Annotated in this window: 15 protein-coding genes; 3 read left to right on the forward strand and 12 right to left on the reverse strand. The window is 64.3% G+C overall.

Annotated features, from left to right (window positions below):
- Positions 1 to 106 precede the first annotated feature (106 nt).
- A complete protein-coding gene (locus HMPREF2743_RS04315) occupies positions 107 to 1,189 on the reverse strand; it encodes an alpha/beta hydrolase (RefSeq protein ID WP_070818238.1) in 1,083 nt (360 codons plus the stop codon).
- Positions 1,190 to 1,251: 62 nt separating this feature from the next.
- On the opposite strand from HMPREF2743_RS04315, the gene HMPREF2743_RS04320 reads away from it, so the two are divergent.
- A complete protein-coding gene (locus tag HMPREF2743_RS04320) occupies positions 1,252 to 2,607 on the forward strand; it encodes a M20 metallopeptidase family protein (protein WP_070818239.1) in 1,356 nt (451 codons plus the stop codon).
- Here the strand turns inward: HMPREF2743_RS04320 and HMPREF2743_RS04325 are convergent.
- The 3 genes from HMPREF2743_RS04325 to HMPREF2743_RS04335 are packed head-to-tail and all read right to left on the reverse strand — an operon-like array spanning position 2,555 to position 4,517.
- Positions 2,555 to 3,313, reverse strand: coding sequence for a PrsW family glutamic-type intramembrane protease (locus HMPREF2743_RS04325; protein ID WP_070818240.1), 759 nt, complete (start codon positions 3,311 to 3,313; stop codon positions 2,555 to 2,557). The genes HMPREF2743_RS04320 and HMPREF2743_RS04325 overlap by 53 nt on opposite strands.
- The gene (locus HMPREF2743_RS04330; protein ID WP_070818241.1) at positions 3,310 to 3,732 is read right to left on the reverse strand and encodes a hypothetical protein; all 423 of its coding nucleotides are present in this window, start codon (positions 3,730 to 3,732) and stop codon (positions 3,310 to 3,312) included. Before HMPREF2743_RS04330 ends, HMPREF2743_RS04325 begins: the two co-directional genes overlap by 4 nt.
- Complete coding sequence (locus HMPREF2743_RS04335; RefSeq protein WP_083321599.1) at positions 3,729 to 4,517, reverse strand: PrsW family glutamic-type intramembrane protease; 789 nt, start codon at positions 4,515 to 4,517, stop codon at positions 3,729 to 3,731. The genes HMPREF2743_RS04330 and HMPREF2743_RS04335 overlap by 4 nt, the downstream gene beginning before the upstream one ends.
- A gap of 88 nt (positions 4,518 to 4,605) precedes the next feature.
- Between HMPREF2743_RS04335 and HMPREF2743_RS04340 the strand changes: the two genes are divergently transcribed.
- A complete protein-coding gene (locus HMPREF2743_RS04340) occupies positions 4,606 to 5,775 on the forward strand; it encodes a sensor histidine kinase (protein ID WP_246824463.1) in 1,170 nt (389 codons plus the stop codon).
- Positions 5,775 to 6,422 (forward strand): response regulator, encoded by a 648-nt coding sequence (locus HMPREF2743_RS04345; RefSeq protein ID WP_070818243.1) that lies wholly within the window; start codon positions 5,775 to 5,777, stop codon positions 6,420 to 6,422. Before HMPREF2743_RS04340 ends, HMPREF2743_RS04345 begins: the two co-directional genes overlap by 1 nt.
- Here the strand turns inward: HMPREF2743_RS04345 and HMPREF2743_RS04350 are convergent.
- The 8 genes from HMPREF2743_RS04350 to HMPREF2743_RS04385 form a co-directional block, all read right to left on the reverse strand.
- A complete protein-coding gene (locus tag HMPREF2743_RS04350) occupies positions 6,419 to 6,799 on the reverse strand; it encodes a hypothetical protein (RefSeq protein WP_070818244.1) in 381 nt (126 codons plus the stop codon). The two genes, HMPREF2743_RS04345 and HMPREF2743_RS04350, sit on opposite strands and share 4 nt — an antisense overlap.
- Positions 6,800 to 8,605, reverse strand: a complete 1,806-nt coding sequence (locus HMPREF2743_RS04355; protein ID WP_246824464.1) for a BCCT family transporter — start codon at positions 8,603 to 8,605, stop codon at positions 6,800 to 6,802.
- A 272-nt stretch (positions 8,606 to 8,877) separates the two neighbouring features.
- Positions 8,878 to 10,515, reverse strand: a complete 1,638-nt coding sequence (locus HMPREF2743_RS04360) for an FUSC family protein (RefSeq protein ID WP_070818246.1) — start codon at positions 10,513 to 10,515, stop codon at positions 8,878 to 8,880.
- Positions 10,487 to 11,707 carry an ATP-binding cassette domain-containing protein gene (locus HMPREF2743_RS04365; RefSeq protein WP_070818247.1) on the reverse strand — a complete coding sequence of 407 codons (1,221 nt, stop codon included), beginning with the start codon at positions 11,705 to 11,707 and terminating at the stop codon, positions 10,487 to 10,489. The genes HMPREF2743_RS04360 and HMPREF2743_RS04365 overlap by 29 nt, the downstream gene beginning before the upstream one ends.
- Positions 11,691 to 12,449, reverse strand: a complete 759-nt coding sequence (locus HMPREF2743_RS04370; protein ID WP_070818248.1) for an ABC transporter permease — start codon at positions 12,447 to 12,449, stop codon at positions 11,691 to 11,693. The genes HMPREF2743_RS04365 and HMPREF2743_RS04370 overlap by 17 nt, the downstream gene beginning before the upstream one ends.
- Positions 12,446 to 13,351, reverse strand: a complete 906-nt coding sequence (locus HMPREF2743_RS04375) for an ABC transporter permease (RefSeq protein WP_070818249.1) — start codon at positions 13,349 to 13,351, stop codon at positions 12,446 to 12,448. The genes HMPREF2743_RS04370 and HMPREF2743_RS04375 overlap by 4 nt, the downstream gene beginning before the upstream one ends.
- Positions 13,348 to 14,766, reverse strand: a complete 1,419-nt coding sequence (locus HMPREF2743_RS04380) for an ABC transporter substrate-binding protein (RefSeq protein ID WP_070818250.1) — start codon at positions 14,764 to 14,766, stop codon at positions 13,348 to 13,350. Before HMPREF2743_RS04380 ends, HMPREF2743_RS04375 begins: the two co-directional genes overlap by 4 nt.
- Entirely contained in the window at positions 14,766 to 15,521 is a 756-nt protein-coding gene (locus HMPREF2743_RS04385) for a GntR family transcriptional regulator (protein WP_070818251.1), read from the reverse strand. The genes HMPREF2743_RS04380 and HMPREF2743_RS04385 overlap by 1 nt, the downstream gene beginning before the upstream one ends.
- Positions 15,522 to 15,559 lie beyond the last annotated feature (38 nt).

A 15,559-nucleotide genomic window follows, 5' to 3' on the forward strand; every position in this document is an offset into this window, starting at 1 on the left:
GGCGGATGTAGGTTTCAATATCCCCCATGGCCACAGAGACTAAACCAGCACCATGTGCCCCGCAACCGGAGGAAGAAACACCCAGCTCAGGGGTGGGGAGACGTCGTTAGTAGAGCGCCGGTTTAATCGCATCCCACGCCGGCTGCAATTGCTTGCCAAACATCACCCAGTCGTGCACCCCGGCGTCGAGGTAGTCGGTGGTGTGGGGGAGGGAGGCGTCGTCAAGCGCGGCGGAAAACTCCTCCGTGCAACGCTTTGAGCCGGCCTCCAACAAGGTTCCGCCAATGCGATCGTCGAGGGATTTATTGGCGTAGGCCGCCATTTCCTCATCCGACCACGCCCCCGACGCAGCGGAGAGATACAGCGTCGCCCCGCGCAGCCCCTCCGGGTTCGCCGCGACATCATTGCGCACCCAGTCCGCTGAACCGTGCGGGCCCCACATGTTCCGCGGGTTGCCACCGAGGCTGCCCACCGTTAGGTCGACCGTTCCCTGGCCCACCGTGCTCGTCGTGGAATAGCAGCCGGAAATACCCGCCACCGCATCGAAGAATCCCGGGTGGTTGTTGGCCATCATGACCGCGCCGGACGCGCCCATCGATAGTCCGATGATTCCGCGCTTGCCGTTGTGGTTCAGTTCCGCCTCAACCACCGGCGCGAGCTCCTGCGTGACGAAGGTGTTCCATTTGTGGCGGCCCAGCTTCGGGTCATCCTGATTCCAGTCCGTCCACATGGAACCAGCGCCCTGGGAGGGGATGACGATGCTGGCGTCGGAGTCGCCAAAGACGCGCTTCAGATGCCCCTTGGTGATCCAGTTGGAGGTTTCCGGGGAGTCGACACCTTCCAAGAAATACACCACCGGTCCACCGTTGCCGAGGACGACGTCGACGGGAATCTCGCGGCCCATGGATGGCGAGGAGACCAGCCACTTCTCACGGCCGGGCTCATCAGTCGGCGTGCGGGAGACAACGGACGCCGTGCTTATCGACGCATCCACCGGGTACGGATAGCCCTCCTGTTCCGATGTGAACAGATCAGTGAGAAGGTGTGAGGAGGAACCCATGGCGTTGATGATGCTGAACGTTGCGTCCACGCCCCAGCGTGAGGATTGCTCATCGCGGCTAGATTCCTGGTAGGCAGGGGCAGAGGACATGAGAAGTGCGCTGCTCAGAAGCGCAGAGAGAAGTTTCATAGACTGCTACATTAATACAGTTTCCGGTATGCTCGGCGCACATGCTCGGAAAGGATGACACCATGAAGATGGCCCCGCGCCACCGTCAGCAATTGCCACCGCTTCCGATGGTTTCGGCCAAGCTGGGGGAGCGGTTGGCCAGCCACGTGTTCGTGGAGGAAGGCCGGGAGCTGCTTCCGGAGTTGCAGGCCTTCCGCCGCGATATGCACCAGAACCCGGAGGTGGGTTTGCACCTGCCGCGCACGCAGGAGAAGGTGCTCGAAGCTCTTAAAGGGCTACCGTTGGAGATTCATCTCGGCCGTGACCTCAGCTCGATCGTCGCGGTCCTGCGCGGCGGCAAGCGCGGTGAGCGCCCGGTGTCGGTGTTGTTGCGCGCAGACATGGACGCCCTTCCGGTGCGCGAGCAGACGGGCAGTCCCTTTGCTTCGACGAATAACAACATGCACGCCTGCGGCCACGACCTGCACACGGCCGGACTGATTGGCGCGGTGAAAATGCTGTGCCGCCACCGCGAGGAGTTGTTGGGCGATGTCACCTTCATGTTCCAGCCGGGCGAGGAGGGGCCGGGCGGTGCGCAGCCGATGATTGATGAGGGCGTGCTCGACGCTGCTGGCCGCCGCCCCATTGCCGCCTACGGTCTGCACGTCGGCCCACAGGATCGGGGCACCTTCCACCACATCGCCGGCCCGATGATGGCCTCGTCTTCGAACCTGGGGATCACTGTTTATGGCAAGGGCGGGCATGGTTCGCGCCCGCACGATGCTATCGATCCCGTTGCGGCCCTCGCGGAGATCCAGATGGCCCTGCAAGTGGCGCTGACCCGGCGCTTCGATGCGAACTCGCCGATTGTCATCACGGTGACCAACCTGCGCGCGGGCGACGGCGCGGTCAACGTCATCCCGGACAAGGCGGAGTTGGGCGCGACGGTGCGCGTGCTTCGCGACGAACACATCGACGCCGTCCGCCAAATGATCATCGAGGTCTCGAGCTCCGTGGCGGCCTCGCACCGCTGCACCGCGAAGGTGGATTTTGAGGTCCTGTATTCGGCGACAAAGACCTCAGCGCGCGAGGACCAGTTCGCGGCGTCGTTGTGGGCGGGTATGTTCGGCGCGGAAAACGTGCTGACCATGGACACCCCGATGATGGCCTCGGAAGACTTCGGCGCGGTACTCGCCCAGGTTCCGGGCACCTTCATGTGGTTCGGTACGGGCGATCCGCACACTCCGGAGCACATGCGCGAGTGGAATCACTCGCCGCAGGTGCGCTTCGATGATTCCGTTCTGGGAGACCAAGCCGCAGCCCTGGCGGCGGTGGCCTTTGAGCGCCTAGCCGCAGAGGACGCGCACCCCTCGCCGGCCACGAAGGCTATGCGTGCGCCGGTGCAGGATGCGCAGCCGCCTTCTTCCGCAGTGCAATAGTGCCCCAGATGGTGGCTACCCATTCGGCGAGCATGACGACCATGCCGGCGAGGAGGGGCCAGATGGCGGCGTCGAACGCAGTGCTTAACGACGGGAAAAGGTTCTTCGTAGCGTGCACCGCAATGGCGGCAATGAGCCAGCGCACCGGCTGCGTGCGGGAGAGGCCGTAGGCGCTGAGCCCGGTGAACAGCGAGTGGGAGAGCGGGTTGGATCCCAGGCGGATGACCACCGCCCCGATTGCGCCAGCGGTATCCGAGTCGAGGTTATCCGCCGTCATGCGCGCGAAGGCGGTGGCATCCTCACCTACAGTGAAGCCGATACCCACGGCCACGCCCACGAAGACGTAGTCGAGCCAACTGCGGGGCCGGATGACGCAGGTGCAGATAAGCAACACACCGAGGAACTTGAGCACTTCCTCGGTAAACGGCGCGAACCCGGCAGCGCCTAGCCAGTCCAGTCCCGCGCGGGCGAGGAGGTGGGTCATGTTCGTGTTGAGTTCCACCGCGAGCCCGGAGACCGCAAAGCCCCACACCACGCCGTGCGCAATTCCTGGGCGGCGGCGCAGGAAGAACAGCGTGAGGCAGACAAGTACGGCGGCGAAGGCCACGGCAGTCAGCGCGCTCGCGGGCAGGAAGGGCTCGCGAGTGTAGTGAACAACGGTCACCCCCAACGCGCCGAGGGTCAGCAGGTAGTACAGGTACTTCAAGCTTCCTCCTTCTGAACACGGTCGGCGAAGTCCTCTGCCTTTGGCCCGTCGATGTGGAGGAAGGAGACGGTGTTGTCATGTGGGTTAGCCAGCGTGATGCCGTCGCCGTCCTCGACGCGGTAGAGCTCCGGCGCCTGGGTGGTGATGGGGGCGTCGGTGAGCGCGCTGGTCCCGGTAAAGGAACGGTGCTGGCGCGGCAGGTAGGTCTCGACTTCGTGGGAGGAGCTGCCTTCCTCAGAAATGATGGTCGCGCTCCCGCAGTTCCAGGTCTGCGAGGAGGCGTACGGATCCTCCGGGCACTCCAGTCCCGGGATGCCGCGCACGGGGGTGGTGTCGGGAGTGGGGTCGGGGAGGAGGGCGTCGGCAAGCGGTACTGCGGCGAGGACGCCGATGCAGGAATAAATCAGTGTGTTTTTCATGCTTTCAACCCTAGGAGCTGCGATTTTGCGCCGGTATCCTCCGCAGGGAGGATTTTGCAGAGTTTCACAATGCTGACAATCGTGGCGACCCACAGGCCGATGAGGATGAGGAAGGTGGGGAAGATAGGCCAGAGGGTGTCCTCAAACGCGGTAGAAATAGACGGTCCGAAATTGGCCGTGAAGTGCACCGCCATGGCGATAAGCAACCAGCGCACCGGTTGCCTGCGGGATAGTCCAAAGGCTGCGATTCCGGTGAAGAAGGAATGCATGAGTGGGTTCGCGATGAATCGGGCAAGGAGTGCAAACAGCGTTCCCCTGACATCAGAATCGAGGTTCTCCAATGTCATGTTGACGTAGTAGACGGCGTTCTCGCTCACGCTAAAGCCCATGCCCACGGCCACACCGACGAAGACGTAGTCCGCCCAGTGACGGGACCGGATGACGCAGGTGCAAATGAAGATGACGCCGAGGAATTTGAGGACCTCCTCGGTGAGTGGGGCGATGCCAGCGAAGACCAGCCAGTCTGGGACCGTACGGATGAGGAGGTGGTACATGTTCTCGTTGAGCTGGCCGGCGACAGTGGAGACCGCAATACCCCACACCACCCCGTGCGCAATGCCCGGGTGCTTGCGCAGAATCAGCAGCGTGAGACCGATTGCCACGGCCGCGTACAACACTGCGGCGAGCGCGCTGGTAGTGACGAAAGCGCCGTGGGAGAAATTATAAGCGGTGAACACCAGTCCGGCGGCGGTGAGCAGTTCGTACAAAGTCTGTGTTCTTCTCATGCGGTTTAGGTTATGAACCGCGCCCGGGGTGCCGGTATCCTCCGCAGGGAGGATTTTCCGGAACGCAGGGAGAACTATCGTGGCAACCATGACGAGAAAGACGCGACCACTGTGGATCACGGTGCTGCTCATTCTGCTCTGCGTGGTGGCGGATTTGGCGGCATGGATCCCCCATATCGAAAACTTCGAGGGGACGGATCAGGAAGCCCTTGTTTTGGGCTTGATGGGTCTATTTAGCTTCGCCACGTGGATTCTGCTGCCCTTCGCCCTGCACCACTCACGGCGGGAGCGCAACATCCACGAGGAGTACCCCGGCCACCCGGTGGTGCTGGTTGCGGCTCTGCTCGTCCTGGTACTAGGCGGGTTTCGCCCATTGTCGCTGTCAGTGCTGGTGGTGTTGATTTCAATCATCTCGCGCGGCCGATTGCGGTGGTCCCTGGCGGGGACGGCGGTCTTCGTGGCCTCGTGTGTGACCGTTATCTCTGTGCCTTACATTCGGATGAACATCTTCGATCCCTTTGGTTACGTGTTTTATGAAAGCCTCTTTCTTATCGTTGCCTGGATTACGGGCTCGGTGCGCGCGCAGCGCCGCCAGCGCGAGGTCACGCTGGTGAGCCTGGCTGAGCTCAACGAGGACCAGCTGCGCTCGCGCGAGGAGCGCGCCCGTCTGGAGGAGCGCAACCGCATTGCGCGCGATATCCACGATTCCCTCTCGCACCGCCTCAGCCTCATCTCCGTGTACGCGGGTGGCCTGAGCTACCGCAAGGACGCCGACCCGGAGCGGGTCGCCGAGGCGGCAGACACCATCCAGACGGAGGCGAAGGCCGCCGTGGAGGACCTGCGCGGGGTGATCAAGGCGCTGCGCGTGGATGACCGCGTGGATCCGCGCGCGAGCATCGAGGAGCACATCGGGCGCGCCCGCGCGGCGGGGACGAAGGTGCGCTATAAGAAGGGGGATGTCGATAAGCTGAGTACCCTTGCCGCTCACACGCTGGGCCGCGCCGTGCAGGAGGGGCTGACCAACGCGCGCAAGTACGCGCCGGGGAAGAAGGTGACGCTCACCGTGGAGAACGAGGAGGATAAGGTGCGGGTGACCATGCAGAATAAGAAGGTGGCGGAGCAGCCAGAGTCCGGTGGCGGCAACGGCCTGCTGGGGTTGGAGGAGCGCGCCCGGCTGGCGGGAGGCACCTTCACAGTGCTTGACGACGCCTCCACTTTCACCTGGGTCCTCGAACTACCGGAGGAGGCACGCCCGTAATGATTTCAGTGGTATTGGTCGATGACGAGCAGGCCCTGCGGCGCGGCATCCGATTCATCTTGGAGGGCGCAGCAGACATCGAGGTAGTGGCCGAGGCCAGCAATGGCCGCGACGGTGTGGCCCGTGTACTGGACCTGCAGCCGGACGTGGTCCTCATGGACATCCGCATGCCCGTGATGGATGGCATCGAGGCGGCCGGGCAACTGCGCGCGAGCGCGCCGGATATCCCGGTGGTCATGCTCACCGCCTTCGATACGGACGAGTTCATCGTGGATGCGCTGCACGCCGGCGCGATGGGCTTTCTGCTCAAGACCATCGAGCCGGAAGGGCTGGTCTCGGCGGTGCGCGCTGCGGCCACGGGGCAGCAGCTGCTGAGCTCGAAGGCCCTGAAGAACTTGTTGGCGCTCAAGCGCCCCGAGCCCGCGCCGGCAGAACCAGAGACGCCTGATCCCCGCCCGCTGGAAGGCTTAAGCCAGCGCGAGAACGAGGTGGCGCAACTCGTGGCCCAGGGCCTGGACAACCAGGAGATCGCGGGGCAGCTTTATGTGTCAGTCACGACGGTGAAAACCCACATCAAGCACATCCTGGACAAGCTGGGCGGCACCAACCGGGTGCACATCGCGATTGCGGTGTTGGAAGCGCGCTAGCGCCGACGGATAAACGCGGAGGCCAGGCCAAGCAGCGCGATGACGACCACGATGATGGACGCCACCGGCCAGTACTGGGGGTAGTACTTCAGCGCGTAGCCGAAGACCTGGCCGTCGTTGAACTGGCGGGAAAGTGCAATGGGCATCCACCACAACTTCGTGAGAGTGAGGAACGCGCCGAGCAGACCAGTGATGATGCGGCGGCTGCCGCCCAGAAAGAAGCTGGCTGCCACGAGGAGCATGCCGGCGATGGTGAGAGCGAATAGCAGGGGAGTTTCCGCAGCGATTGGGGAGCCGTTGATGAGGAACTCGTGGTCAATTTCGTGCTGCTCGATGAGGGTATAGCCGTCAAGGACGACGTCGTCCGGGAGCCCCATTTACTTCTCCTTCTGCTCAGCGCTCGGGTTGTAGCCGTCGGCCCAGGTATCGGTGTCGAAATCGTAGTCGACGTTCTCACCCTTTTCATCAGTGCGCTGGTACCAGTCCGTGTAGCGATGGGCCGAGGAGTCGAAGTCGGAGCCGGCACCGCGGCCTTCGTCGGCGTGCTCGACGGTGAGCTCGAAGTCATCGCCGTGTTCCTCAATGCCGCGCACGACGGCATTTTCCACCGCAGCGCGCGCGTAGGCGCGGCGGATGAACATCGGGTCGGAGCGCAGGTCCTTGATGAAGGCCACCATCATGACGAGCAGCACGATGCAGAAAGGCAGCGCCGAGAGGATGGTGAGGTTCTGCAAGCCGGTGAGCACGTCCTCACCGCCGGTCAGCAGCATGACGACTGCAATGCCCATCATGCACAGGCCCCAGAAGATGACGATGAACTTGTTGGGGGCGGGGTCGCCCTTGGAGGACATGGTTCCCATGATGACCGACGCTGAATCGGCCGAGGTGATGAAGAAGACCGCTAAGACCACGATCAGGATGAAGGGCGTGATGCTGCTCAGCGGCAGATTATCGAACATGGCGAAGAGCACCTGCTCGCCGGAGGCGGAGCCGTCAAAGTTGGGCAAGTTCTCGCGCTGGAAGGTGATGGCCGTGCCGCCGAAGATGGTGAAGGCCAAAATGAGGATGAGGGAGGGCGCGAAGACGGTGACGGCGGTGAATTCGCGCAGCGTGCGGCCGCGGGAGATGCGGGCCACGAACATGCCGACGAAGGGCGTCCACGCGATCCACCATGCCCAGTAGAAGGCAGTCCAGTAGGACTGGAACTCGATGGTTTCATCACCCCAGGACAGGCCCTTAGCCATCATGGGCAAAAGCTGGTCGATGTAGGTGACGATGCCGGAGGGCACGAGGTTGAGCAGGAGCAAGGTCGGGCCGGTGAAGAAGACAAAGATGACCAGGCCGAGTGTCAGCGTGATGTTGAAGTTGGAAAGGTAGCGCACGCCGCGGGAGACACCGGACACCGCCGAGATGATGAAACCACAGCCCAGGACCGCGATGATCACGATGAGCACGGAGTTCGTCAGGGGGCCAGCACCGCGGATGATGGAGACACCCTGGCCGATCTGGATGGCGGAAAGCCCCAGCGTGGCAGCAGTGCCGAAGAGCGTGGCGACGAGCGCGAGGACGTCGATAAGCTTGCCCAGCGGGCCGTCGGTATCGCGGGAGCCGAATAGCGGCTTGAAAATCGAGGACACGAGCGGAACGCGCCCGCGGCGATAGGAAGAGTAGGCGATTGCCCCGCCGACGAGCGCATAAGCCGCCCAGGGCGATAGTCCCCAGTGGTAGTGCGCCTGAGCCATGGATTGGTGGAGGGCTTCGACGCTGTTGCCGTCGACGGTGTGGGGTGGCGGGGAGATGTAGTGCGACAGCGGCTCCGACGGGCCGTAGAAGAAGATGCCGACGCCGATGCCGGCGCCGAACATCATGGCGACCCAGCTGAACCAGCCGAACTCGGGTTCCTCGTCATCTGTGCCGAGCTTGATGCGGCCCAGGCGGGAGCAGCCGATGTAGAGCATGGTGGCGACGGCCATCATCATGGTGATGTTGAGCAGCCAGCCGGCGTTGGTGATGGCCCAGGAAAAGGCGGTGGAGGAGGCGGTGGAGACGGATTCTGGTGAGCTAATGCCCCAGATGATGAACGCTACGACGAAGGTGGCCGTGCTGAAGAAGGTGATTTTGTCGAGGGTGAAAGCGTTGCGCTGATCCTCCACGCCGATGCCCGGAACCAAGCCTGGGTGCATGTCGTGAGGATAGATGCCAACGGGTGGACCTGTAGATTTTCGAGTGTTCACGCTCACCATTATCGCAGGTGCGCCAAATGACAGTGGTGTGAGCTAGGATGAAGGCACTTATTTCTGCGTCGATTGGAATGCCATGTCGCTGCCTAATTTTGATGAGAATGTCCGTGAGCTGGAGGAAGCCTTCGCGCTCTTCGAGCTCGTGGAGGAACACGTACTCGACCCGAACCTTTTGCTGTCCGTGAAATAATCCGCGAGCAGCCCGGGTTAGGAGCTCAGGACCGCATTTCCGCTGCGGTGATCTTTTCAATGAGCGTATCCAACTCCGCGCGGCTGGGCTGCGTGAGCGGGTTGACCACGCAGAAATCTAGGAGGAAGTAGCCGGCCGTTTGCAAGGCGGTGTGGCGCTCCCAGAACTCGCTGATATCGGAGTGATTGGTGGCCAGTGACTGGATGCTGCGGCGTTCCGAGAGCAGCTCGTAGTGCAGGTCGCGGCGCTGTGCCAGCGCCTCCTCCGGGGTCTTAATCAACAGCGCGCCTAGCAGGGCGGCCATTGCCTCGAAGCAGCGCGTTTGCAGGCGGTAGTGGTTGGTCCGCTGAGCGCGTGGCTTCCACAGCCACAAGAAGAGCATGGCCACGATCACGGAGAGCCCAATCTCCGCCATGCGCGAGCCGATGGTGTGGGCCATGTGCTCCGAAGAGTTGCCCATGAGCAAAGCGAGCGGCGTGGAGAAGATCACGCACAGCGCGTAGTTCTTCACCACCAAAATCTCCGCACAGAACTGGCAGAAGGCCAGCGCGAGCACCAGCCCCCAACCGTGCGGGCTGAAAGAAGCAATGAGCGCGAAGACGCACACGCCCAATACCGAACCCAGCATGCGCTGCACGCCGCGAATCGTTCCCGGTACTCGGTCCGGTCCCCACTGCAAGAGCAGGAGCACTGAGACCGCGCCCCAGTCCGGGCGGTTGAGCCCCAGCGCCATGCCAATGAACGCGGTGGCCAGGCCGCCAAGAGCGATCTTCTCCGCCGTCACCACTGCGTGGGAATTGCCCACCGCGGCGCGGTAGAAGCGGTAGCGCATCGTCGGCTTGGTGTGCGGGATGCTGGTGCGGTCCGGGTCCACGTAGGTGGGGGAATCAGAGAGCTCATCCGAGTTGCCGCCCACCTGCTTGTGGTGCGCCACGATGCGCTGCTGCGCGGCCAGCGCGCGGTGCACCAGTTCCGCTTGGGCGGGGTGGCGGATGCGGCCGCCGCGGATGACGCCGGCGTCGGCAAGCGCTTGCCAGGCCGTGGAGATAGCGGACTGCGCCTGGTGGTGGCGAGCCAGGAAATCGCTATCGGAGTTCACGAAGGCCTCGGCGGCCTTTTCCAGCGCGGCCACCGCGCGGGTCTCCGGGCCGTGCGGATCCCTAAAGCGCGGCACCATGCCCAGCACGTAGCCGGCCGCCACGCCGGCCAGGCTCCATGCGGCCACCTCCCACGGCGAAACCCCGCGCAGCATCGTGGAACCACCGGCCACCATCACGATGAAGAAGGAACCCGGCGGCGGCAGCCGCAGCGCATTCTGCACGAACGCGCCGGTCGTCGCCAGCGCCACAGTAAACACCGCGGACAGCGCCAGGCCATGCACGCCGACGAGGGAGCCGGCCGTAGCTGCGAGTGTCAGCAGCGCGCCGGCGGTCAGGATCACGCGGCGCCGCGTGCGGTAGGGGTGCCCCTCGCCGTAGATGACGGAGAAGGCGCCGGCGGAAATAAGCAGCACCGCATCCGGGTGGCCCGTTAAAACAGCAATCCCGCCCGGGATGATGATCGCCAACGCCGCGCGCAGGGCACCGGGCCAGCGGCGCGCGGAGGTGTTGAAGGCGGTAAAGAGCTGAAGGGCGTTAGGGCGTTGCGGCAGAGGGTGTTCCATATCGGGAGAACACCTTACTCGCTTCGCCGTGCTCGACCAGTCGGCCGTCCTGCAGGACCGCCACCGTGGGGCACAAGTGGCGCACGACGTCGATGTCGTGGGAGACAAACACCAGCGTCATGTCCTTCGTCACGCGCTGCAATAGCTCGAGGACCTGGGCCCGCGATGTCGCATCCAGAGCCGAGACGGCCTCGTCCGCCAGGAGGATATCCGGCTTGCCCACCACGGCGCGCGCCAGTGAAATACGTTGGCGCTGCCCGCCGGAGAAGTCCCGGGGATAGCGTTCGAAGCCCTCGATGCCGACTTCCCGCAGCACCGTCTCGGCCTCCTCGCGTGTCCCGCCGCCCTCGGCCACGATCTTCCAAATGGGCATGCGCGGGTTGAGCGAGCCCTTAGGGTCCTGGAAGACCATGTGCACGCGCTTCTTCACCGCCACCGTCCCCGAGGTCGGCTCCGCCAAACCGGTGAGTAGCTTGAGCAGCGTGGATTTGCCGGAGCCGGAGCCGCCGACGATGCCGAGGCGTTCGCCCTCGCGGACGGTGAGGGAGACATCATCCAGTGCGGTTACCCCGCGGTAGGCCTTGGTCACGTTCTTGAGCGTGATGACGGGCTCGCCCAAGGTAGGTACGGGTGGTGGGGTGAGATCGGGCGTGGTGAGCTCACCGATGCGCACGACGCGGTCGCACACGCGCTTGACGACGTCCTGGTCATGGCTAATAAACAGCAGCGCTGTGTCCTCGTTATCCGCGGCATCCACGATGGTGGAGAGGATTTCCTCCTGGGTGAAGGGATCCAGGGCTGTGGTCGGCTCATCGCAGATGAGGAGCTTGGGGTGGCGGGCCATGGCCATCTCGATGAGCGCGCGCTGGCGCTGCCCGCCGGAGAGCTGGTGCGGGAAGCGGTCGAAGCCGGGCACCTTCATCAGCGGGTCGAGCGCGGTCATGGGTTCCTGGAAGACCATGGCCAGCGGCAGTTTGCGCAGGTCGCGGTCGCGCATGCCCAGCAGCTCCTGGCCGTTGAACTGGATGGAGCCGGTGGCCTGCAGGTGGTCGGGCAACAGCCCCATGATGGCCAAGGCGGTGAGGGACTTGCCGCTGCCGGAATCGCCGACGAGGCCGACGCGCTCGCCGGGAGCGATGGAGAAGGAGAGGGGGCCAACGGGGCCCACGCGCAGATCAGTGACGGTCAGCATGGCTTCCTAGCAGGTTGAATCCGAGGACGGTGCCGGCGATGGCCAGCCCGGGCCACAGCGCCTGGAGGGGGTGGGTGGCCAGGAGGGGTTGGGCGTCGTGCAGCATGCGGCCCCACGAAGCCGTCGGCGGGGCAGTACCCAGGCCGAGGTAGGACAGGCCGGCTTCGGCGAGGACGGCCAGCGCAAAGTAGACGGAGGCCTGGATGGCCACGATCCCGCCGAGGTTCGGCAGGACGTGGCGCCACGCGATGAGCGCCGGCGGCACGCGCGAGATGTGGGCGGCGGCGATATAGTCCTGCGTCATGATTTGCAGCGTGCCCGAGCGCGTGACCCGGATGAAGGAGGGGATGCCGGCAATGCCGATGGCGATGGTCGCCGTGAGCGTCGACGAGCCCCACACCGCGCCGGCGACGATGGCCAGCAACAGCGCCGGGAAGGCGAGCAGCAGGTCGGTGGCCGCCATGATGAAGCCACCACCGCGCATCCCGGCGATAATGCCGAGTGGCACGCCGATGAGTGCGGCGATGGCCACCGCCACCACGCCCACCAGCACGGTGATCTGGGCGCCGGCGAGGATGCGGGAGAAGGTATCTCGCCCGAAGCGGTCGGTGCCCATGAGGTGCTCCAGGCTGGGGCCGGTCAGGCGGTCGGGGGAGATGAGGTTCGGGTCATAAGGCGTCCACACCAGGGAGACCAGCGCAAGCAGGATGGTCAGGCCCACCAGAAAATAGCCAGGTTTCATCGCGCCTCCTTTAGCCGTGGGTCGATGACCCGGTAGGCCAGGTCCGTGAGCAGGTTGACGGTCAGGGTGAAGGTCACGAAGACCATGATGAGGGTCTGGACGGTGGTGAGGTCGCGGGTGGAGACGGCGTCGAGAAGCATTGAGCCAAGACCTGGAATGACAAAGACATTCTCGATGACCACCGCGCCCACCACCAGGGTGCTCAGCTGCACGCCGGTGACGGTGAGTACCGGCAGGGCGGCGTTGCACAGGCCGTGGCGGATCAGCGCCCCGGTGCGGGATTCACCCAGGGAGCGGGCGGTGCGGATATAGTCCTTGTCCATCTCCTCGCGGAGGGTGGCGCGCACGTAGCGCGTGAGCATCGCGCCCTGCACCAGTGCCAGCGAGATGACAGGGAGGACCAGGTGGTTGAGGCCCTCGCGCGGCAGCTGCCAGCCATTCGCCGGCAGCCATCCCAAGTGCACGGAGAACACGGCGACCAGCAGGATACCGACCAGGAAGCTGGGCACCGCGATGCCTAGCTGCGTGGCCGCATTGAGCACAGGGAGCCGAAAGCGGGCCAGCAGGATGCCCATGGGGATAGCCCCGGCCAGGGCGAGGGCGATGGCCAGCCCGATGAGCAGCAGCGTGACCTGCGCGCGGTCAATCACCAGCGGGGTGATGTCCTGCTGCGAGGACAGGGAGATGCCGAAGTTTCCGGTCAACAAGCCCTTCATCCACTCCAGGTATTGGACGAGAAGCGGGCGGTCCAAGCCCATGGAGTGCGTTAGTTGCTCCACGGCCTCATCCGTGGCGTTGACGCCCAAGGCCACGCGCGCCGGGTTGCCGGGCACGGCCCGCATGAGCAGGAAGATGATGATGGAGGCGGCCCACATGGTGCCGAGGAAGCGCAGGACTCTCATCGCACCCCTCGCAATTCAATGGCATCGGTGATCTGGTTCGGCTGCAGGCCGGTCAGGCCCTCGCGGTAGAGCACGATATTGGGCATATTCATCAAGGTCAGGGCGGGCATATCTTCCATGATCTGGTCCACGGCGCCTGTCATGTCATCCTGTTCCAACAGCGTGCGGGCCCGCGGCGAATCATAGCCGAGGTAATAATCCGGGTTGCCAAAAATCGTGGGGATATCGCGCGGCTCGACGTGGGCGACGAGCGACATCTGATAGTCCTTTGCGCCCATGACTTGGCTCAGCCACACCGCGGGAAACTCCGCGGTCTTGAGCGTGACCTCAAAGCCCATCTCCGTCAGCTGCGAGTAGAGGAACTCGGACAGCGTTTGCGTATAGGGCAGGCTTGGCACGGTGAGCGTGAGCGGCGTGCCCACCGCCCCGGCCTCTTCCATCAGCGCGCGGGCGCGCGCCGGATGATAAGGGTAGTAGTCCTTCCCACTAAACCAGGGATCGGTCGGCGGGACGGGTGCGCCGCCAGTGTCCTGCGCGCGGCCTTCCCAGAGGATCTCGTTGGCCGCGTGGCGGTCGATTCCATACGCCACGGCGCGGCGCACGCGGGGATCGTCGAAAGGCGCTGCCTGGTTATTCATGGACAGCAGGACCTCACCGTTCGTGGTACCCACGGCGGTTTCGATAGAGTCATCGAGGGTGTCGAGCAGCTCGGGGTTCTGCACGCCCCACACCGCATCGACCCCGCCGGAGCGCAGGGCGTTGACCGCGGTGAGGGAATCCGGGAAGTAGCGGATGGTGATGTCTTCTTCCGCTGGGGTGCCCCAGTAGTCCGGGCGGGCGCGCAGCGCAATGTATTCGTTGGGGGAGAAGCCCGCGACGGCGAAGGGGCCGGTGCCCACCGCTTCGGTGGGGGTGCGCATCGCGCCGATGGCGGTACCCATGGACCACAACCACCCGGCGGAGGGGCGGGAAAGCTTGACGACGAGCGTGTGATCATCGACTGCCGTAGCGGATTCCACCACGTCCATCTGCTTCTTGAGCCCGTTGGTCCACTCCGTCTTCACCGCGTTGATGGACCACGCGGCGGTGTGCGCGGTGAAAGCTTCGCCGTTGGAGAAGGAAGCCTCACGCAGGTGGAAGGTATAGCGCGTGGACTCGACCTCCCAGGAATCGGCGAGGCCGGGCACAATCTCGCCCTCCGGGGAGATGCGCACCAGGGTCTCGTAGACGTTGCTCATGAGCGCGGCCGGGATGGCGGCACCGCCAACGGTGGTGAAATCCAGGGAGGTCGCCGGCGTCGTCGTGGCCAGCGTCAGCGTGGCGGAATCCGAATCCACCACCGCCGTGGAGCCGGCAGAGCACGCGCTTAGCGACGCCCCCACGATCACCCCCAGCGCACCAATCCAGGCCTTCATCATCCTTCCGACAGCTTGACCTCGAGCGGGGAGGTAGTGCCACGCACGCTCGTCATGCCAAGCGTCAGGCGGTCCCCGAGGTACAGGATTTCGGTGCACTCGACGGGATGACCGGAGTGATCCGAGATGTCCAAGTGCAGGCGCCACAGCGGGGTGCCGGGCTCGACATTGAGGGAGCGCGCATCTTCCTCGCTGGCGTAGGCAAGGGAGAGCTCGCGGTTGACGTTGTCGAAGTCCACGCCTTGCTTGCGTAGGTGATCGTGGACGGACTCATTGTCGGCATCGAAGTTGAGGATGTGGCTGCCCACGTCCAGTGGGAAGAACATGCGCTCGATGGCGATGGGCATGCCGTTGGCGCTGCGCACTCGGTGCACAAAGATTACGGGGGAACCTGTCTCTACCCGCAAGAACTCGGCTTCCTGCTCGGAAGCAGGGCAGCGCCCCAGCCACAAGGTGGACGCGCCGGGCTCGAAGCCGCGCTCGCGCAGCCAGTGCGTCACGGAATAAATGGAGTCGAAGGACTCCGAGGTAAAACGGCCGAGGACGACAGAGCGGCGGCCGCGGCCGGAGGAGATGAGGCCTTCCGAGCGCAGTGCCGCGACGGCTTGGCGCACGGGGCCGCGGGAGGAGGAGAATTGCTCGCAGAGCTCGGCCTCGCTGGGCAGGAAATCACCAGGAGAAAGCTTCTTGCTGCGAATGAGGGTGCGCAGGTAATCAGCGATCATGCTGTGTTGCTGTGTACGGCGAAGGGCCACCGAAATTCTCCTCTATGTAGAACAACGCTGTGACGGGC

The organism is Corynebacterium sp. HMSC036D02 (genome assembly GCF_001836165.1).
GTDB lineage: Bacteria > Actinomycetota > Actinomycetes > Mycobacteriales > Mycobacteriaceae > Corynebacterium.

Excerpts from the sequence above, each read along its gene's own strand:
- HMPREF2743_RS04315 (WP_070818238.1), bottom strand. The coding sequence starts at position 1,189 with ATGAAACTTCTCTCTGCGCTTCTGAGCAGCGCACTTCTCATGTCCTCT.
- HMPREF2743_RS04320 (WP_070818239.1), top strand. The coding sequence starts at position 1,252 with ATGAAGATGGCCCCGCGCCACCGTCAGCAATTGCCACCGCTTCCGATG.
- HMPREF2743_RS04330 (WP_070818241.1), bottom strand. The coding sequence starts at position 3,732 with ATGAAAAACACACTGATTTATTCCTGCATCGGCGTCCTCGCCGCAGTA.
- HMPREF2743_RS04335 (WP_083321599.1), bottom strand. The coding sequence starts at position 4,517 with ATGAGAAGAACACAGACTTTGTACGAACTGCTCACCGCCGCCGGACTG.
- HMPREF2743_RS04340 (WP_246824463.1), top strand. The coding sequence starts at position 4,606 with ATGACGAGAAAGACGCGACCACTGTGGATCACGGTGCTGCTCATTCTG.
- HMPREF2743_RS04345 (WP_070818243.1), top strand. The coding sequence starts at position 5,775 with ATGATTTCAGTGGTATTGGTCGATGACGAGCAGGCCCTGCGGCGCGGC.
- HMPREF2743_RS04350 (WP_070818244.1), bottom strand. The coding sequence starts at position 6,799 with ATGGGGCTCCCGGACGACGTCGTCCTTGACGGCTATACCCTCATCGAG.
- HMPREF2743_RS04355 (WP_246824464.1), bottom strand. The coding sequence starts at position 8,605 with ATGCACCCAGGCTTGGTTCCGGGCATCGGCGTGGAGGATCAGCGCAAC.
- HMPREF2743_RS04360 (WP_070818246.1), bottom strand. The coding sequence starts at position 10,515 with ATGGAACACCCTCTGCCGCAACGCCCTAACGCCCTTCAGCTCTTTACC.
- HMPREF2743_RS04365 (WP_070818247.1), bottom strand. The coding sequence starts at position 11,707 with ATGCTGACCGTCACTGATCTGCGCGTGGGCCCCGTTGGCCCCCTCTCC.
- HMPREF2743_RS04370 (WP_070818248.1), bottom strand. The coding sequence starts at position 12,449 with ATGAAACCTGGCTATTTTCTGGTGGGCCTGACCATCCTGCTTGCGCTG.
- HMPREF2743_RS04375 (WP_070818249.1), bottom strand. The coding sequence starts at position 13,351 with ATGAGAGTCCTGCGCTTCCTCGGCACCATGTGGGCCGCCTCCATCATC.
- HMPREF2743_RS04380 (WP_070818250.1), bottom strand. The coding sequence starts at position 14,766 with ATGAAGGCCTGGATTGGTGCGCTGGGGGTGATCGTGGGGGCGTCGCTA.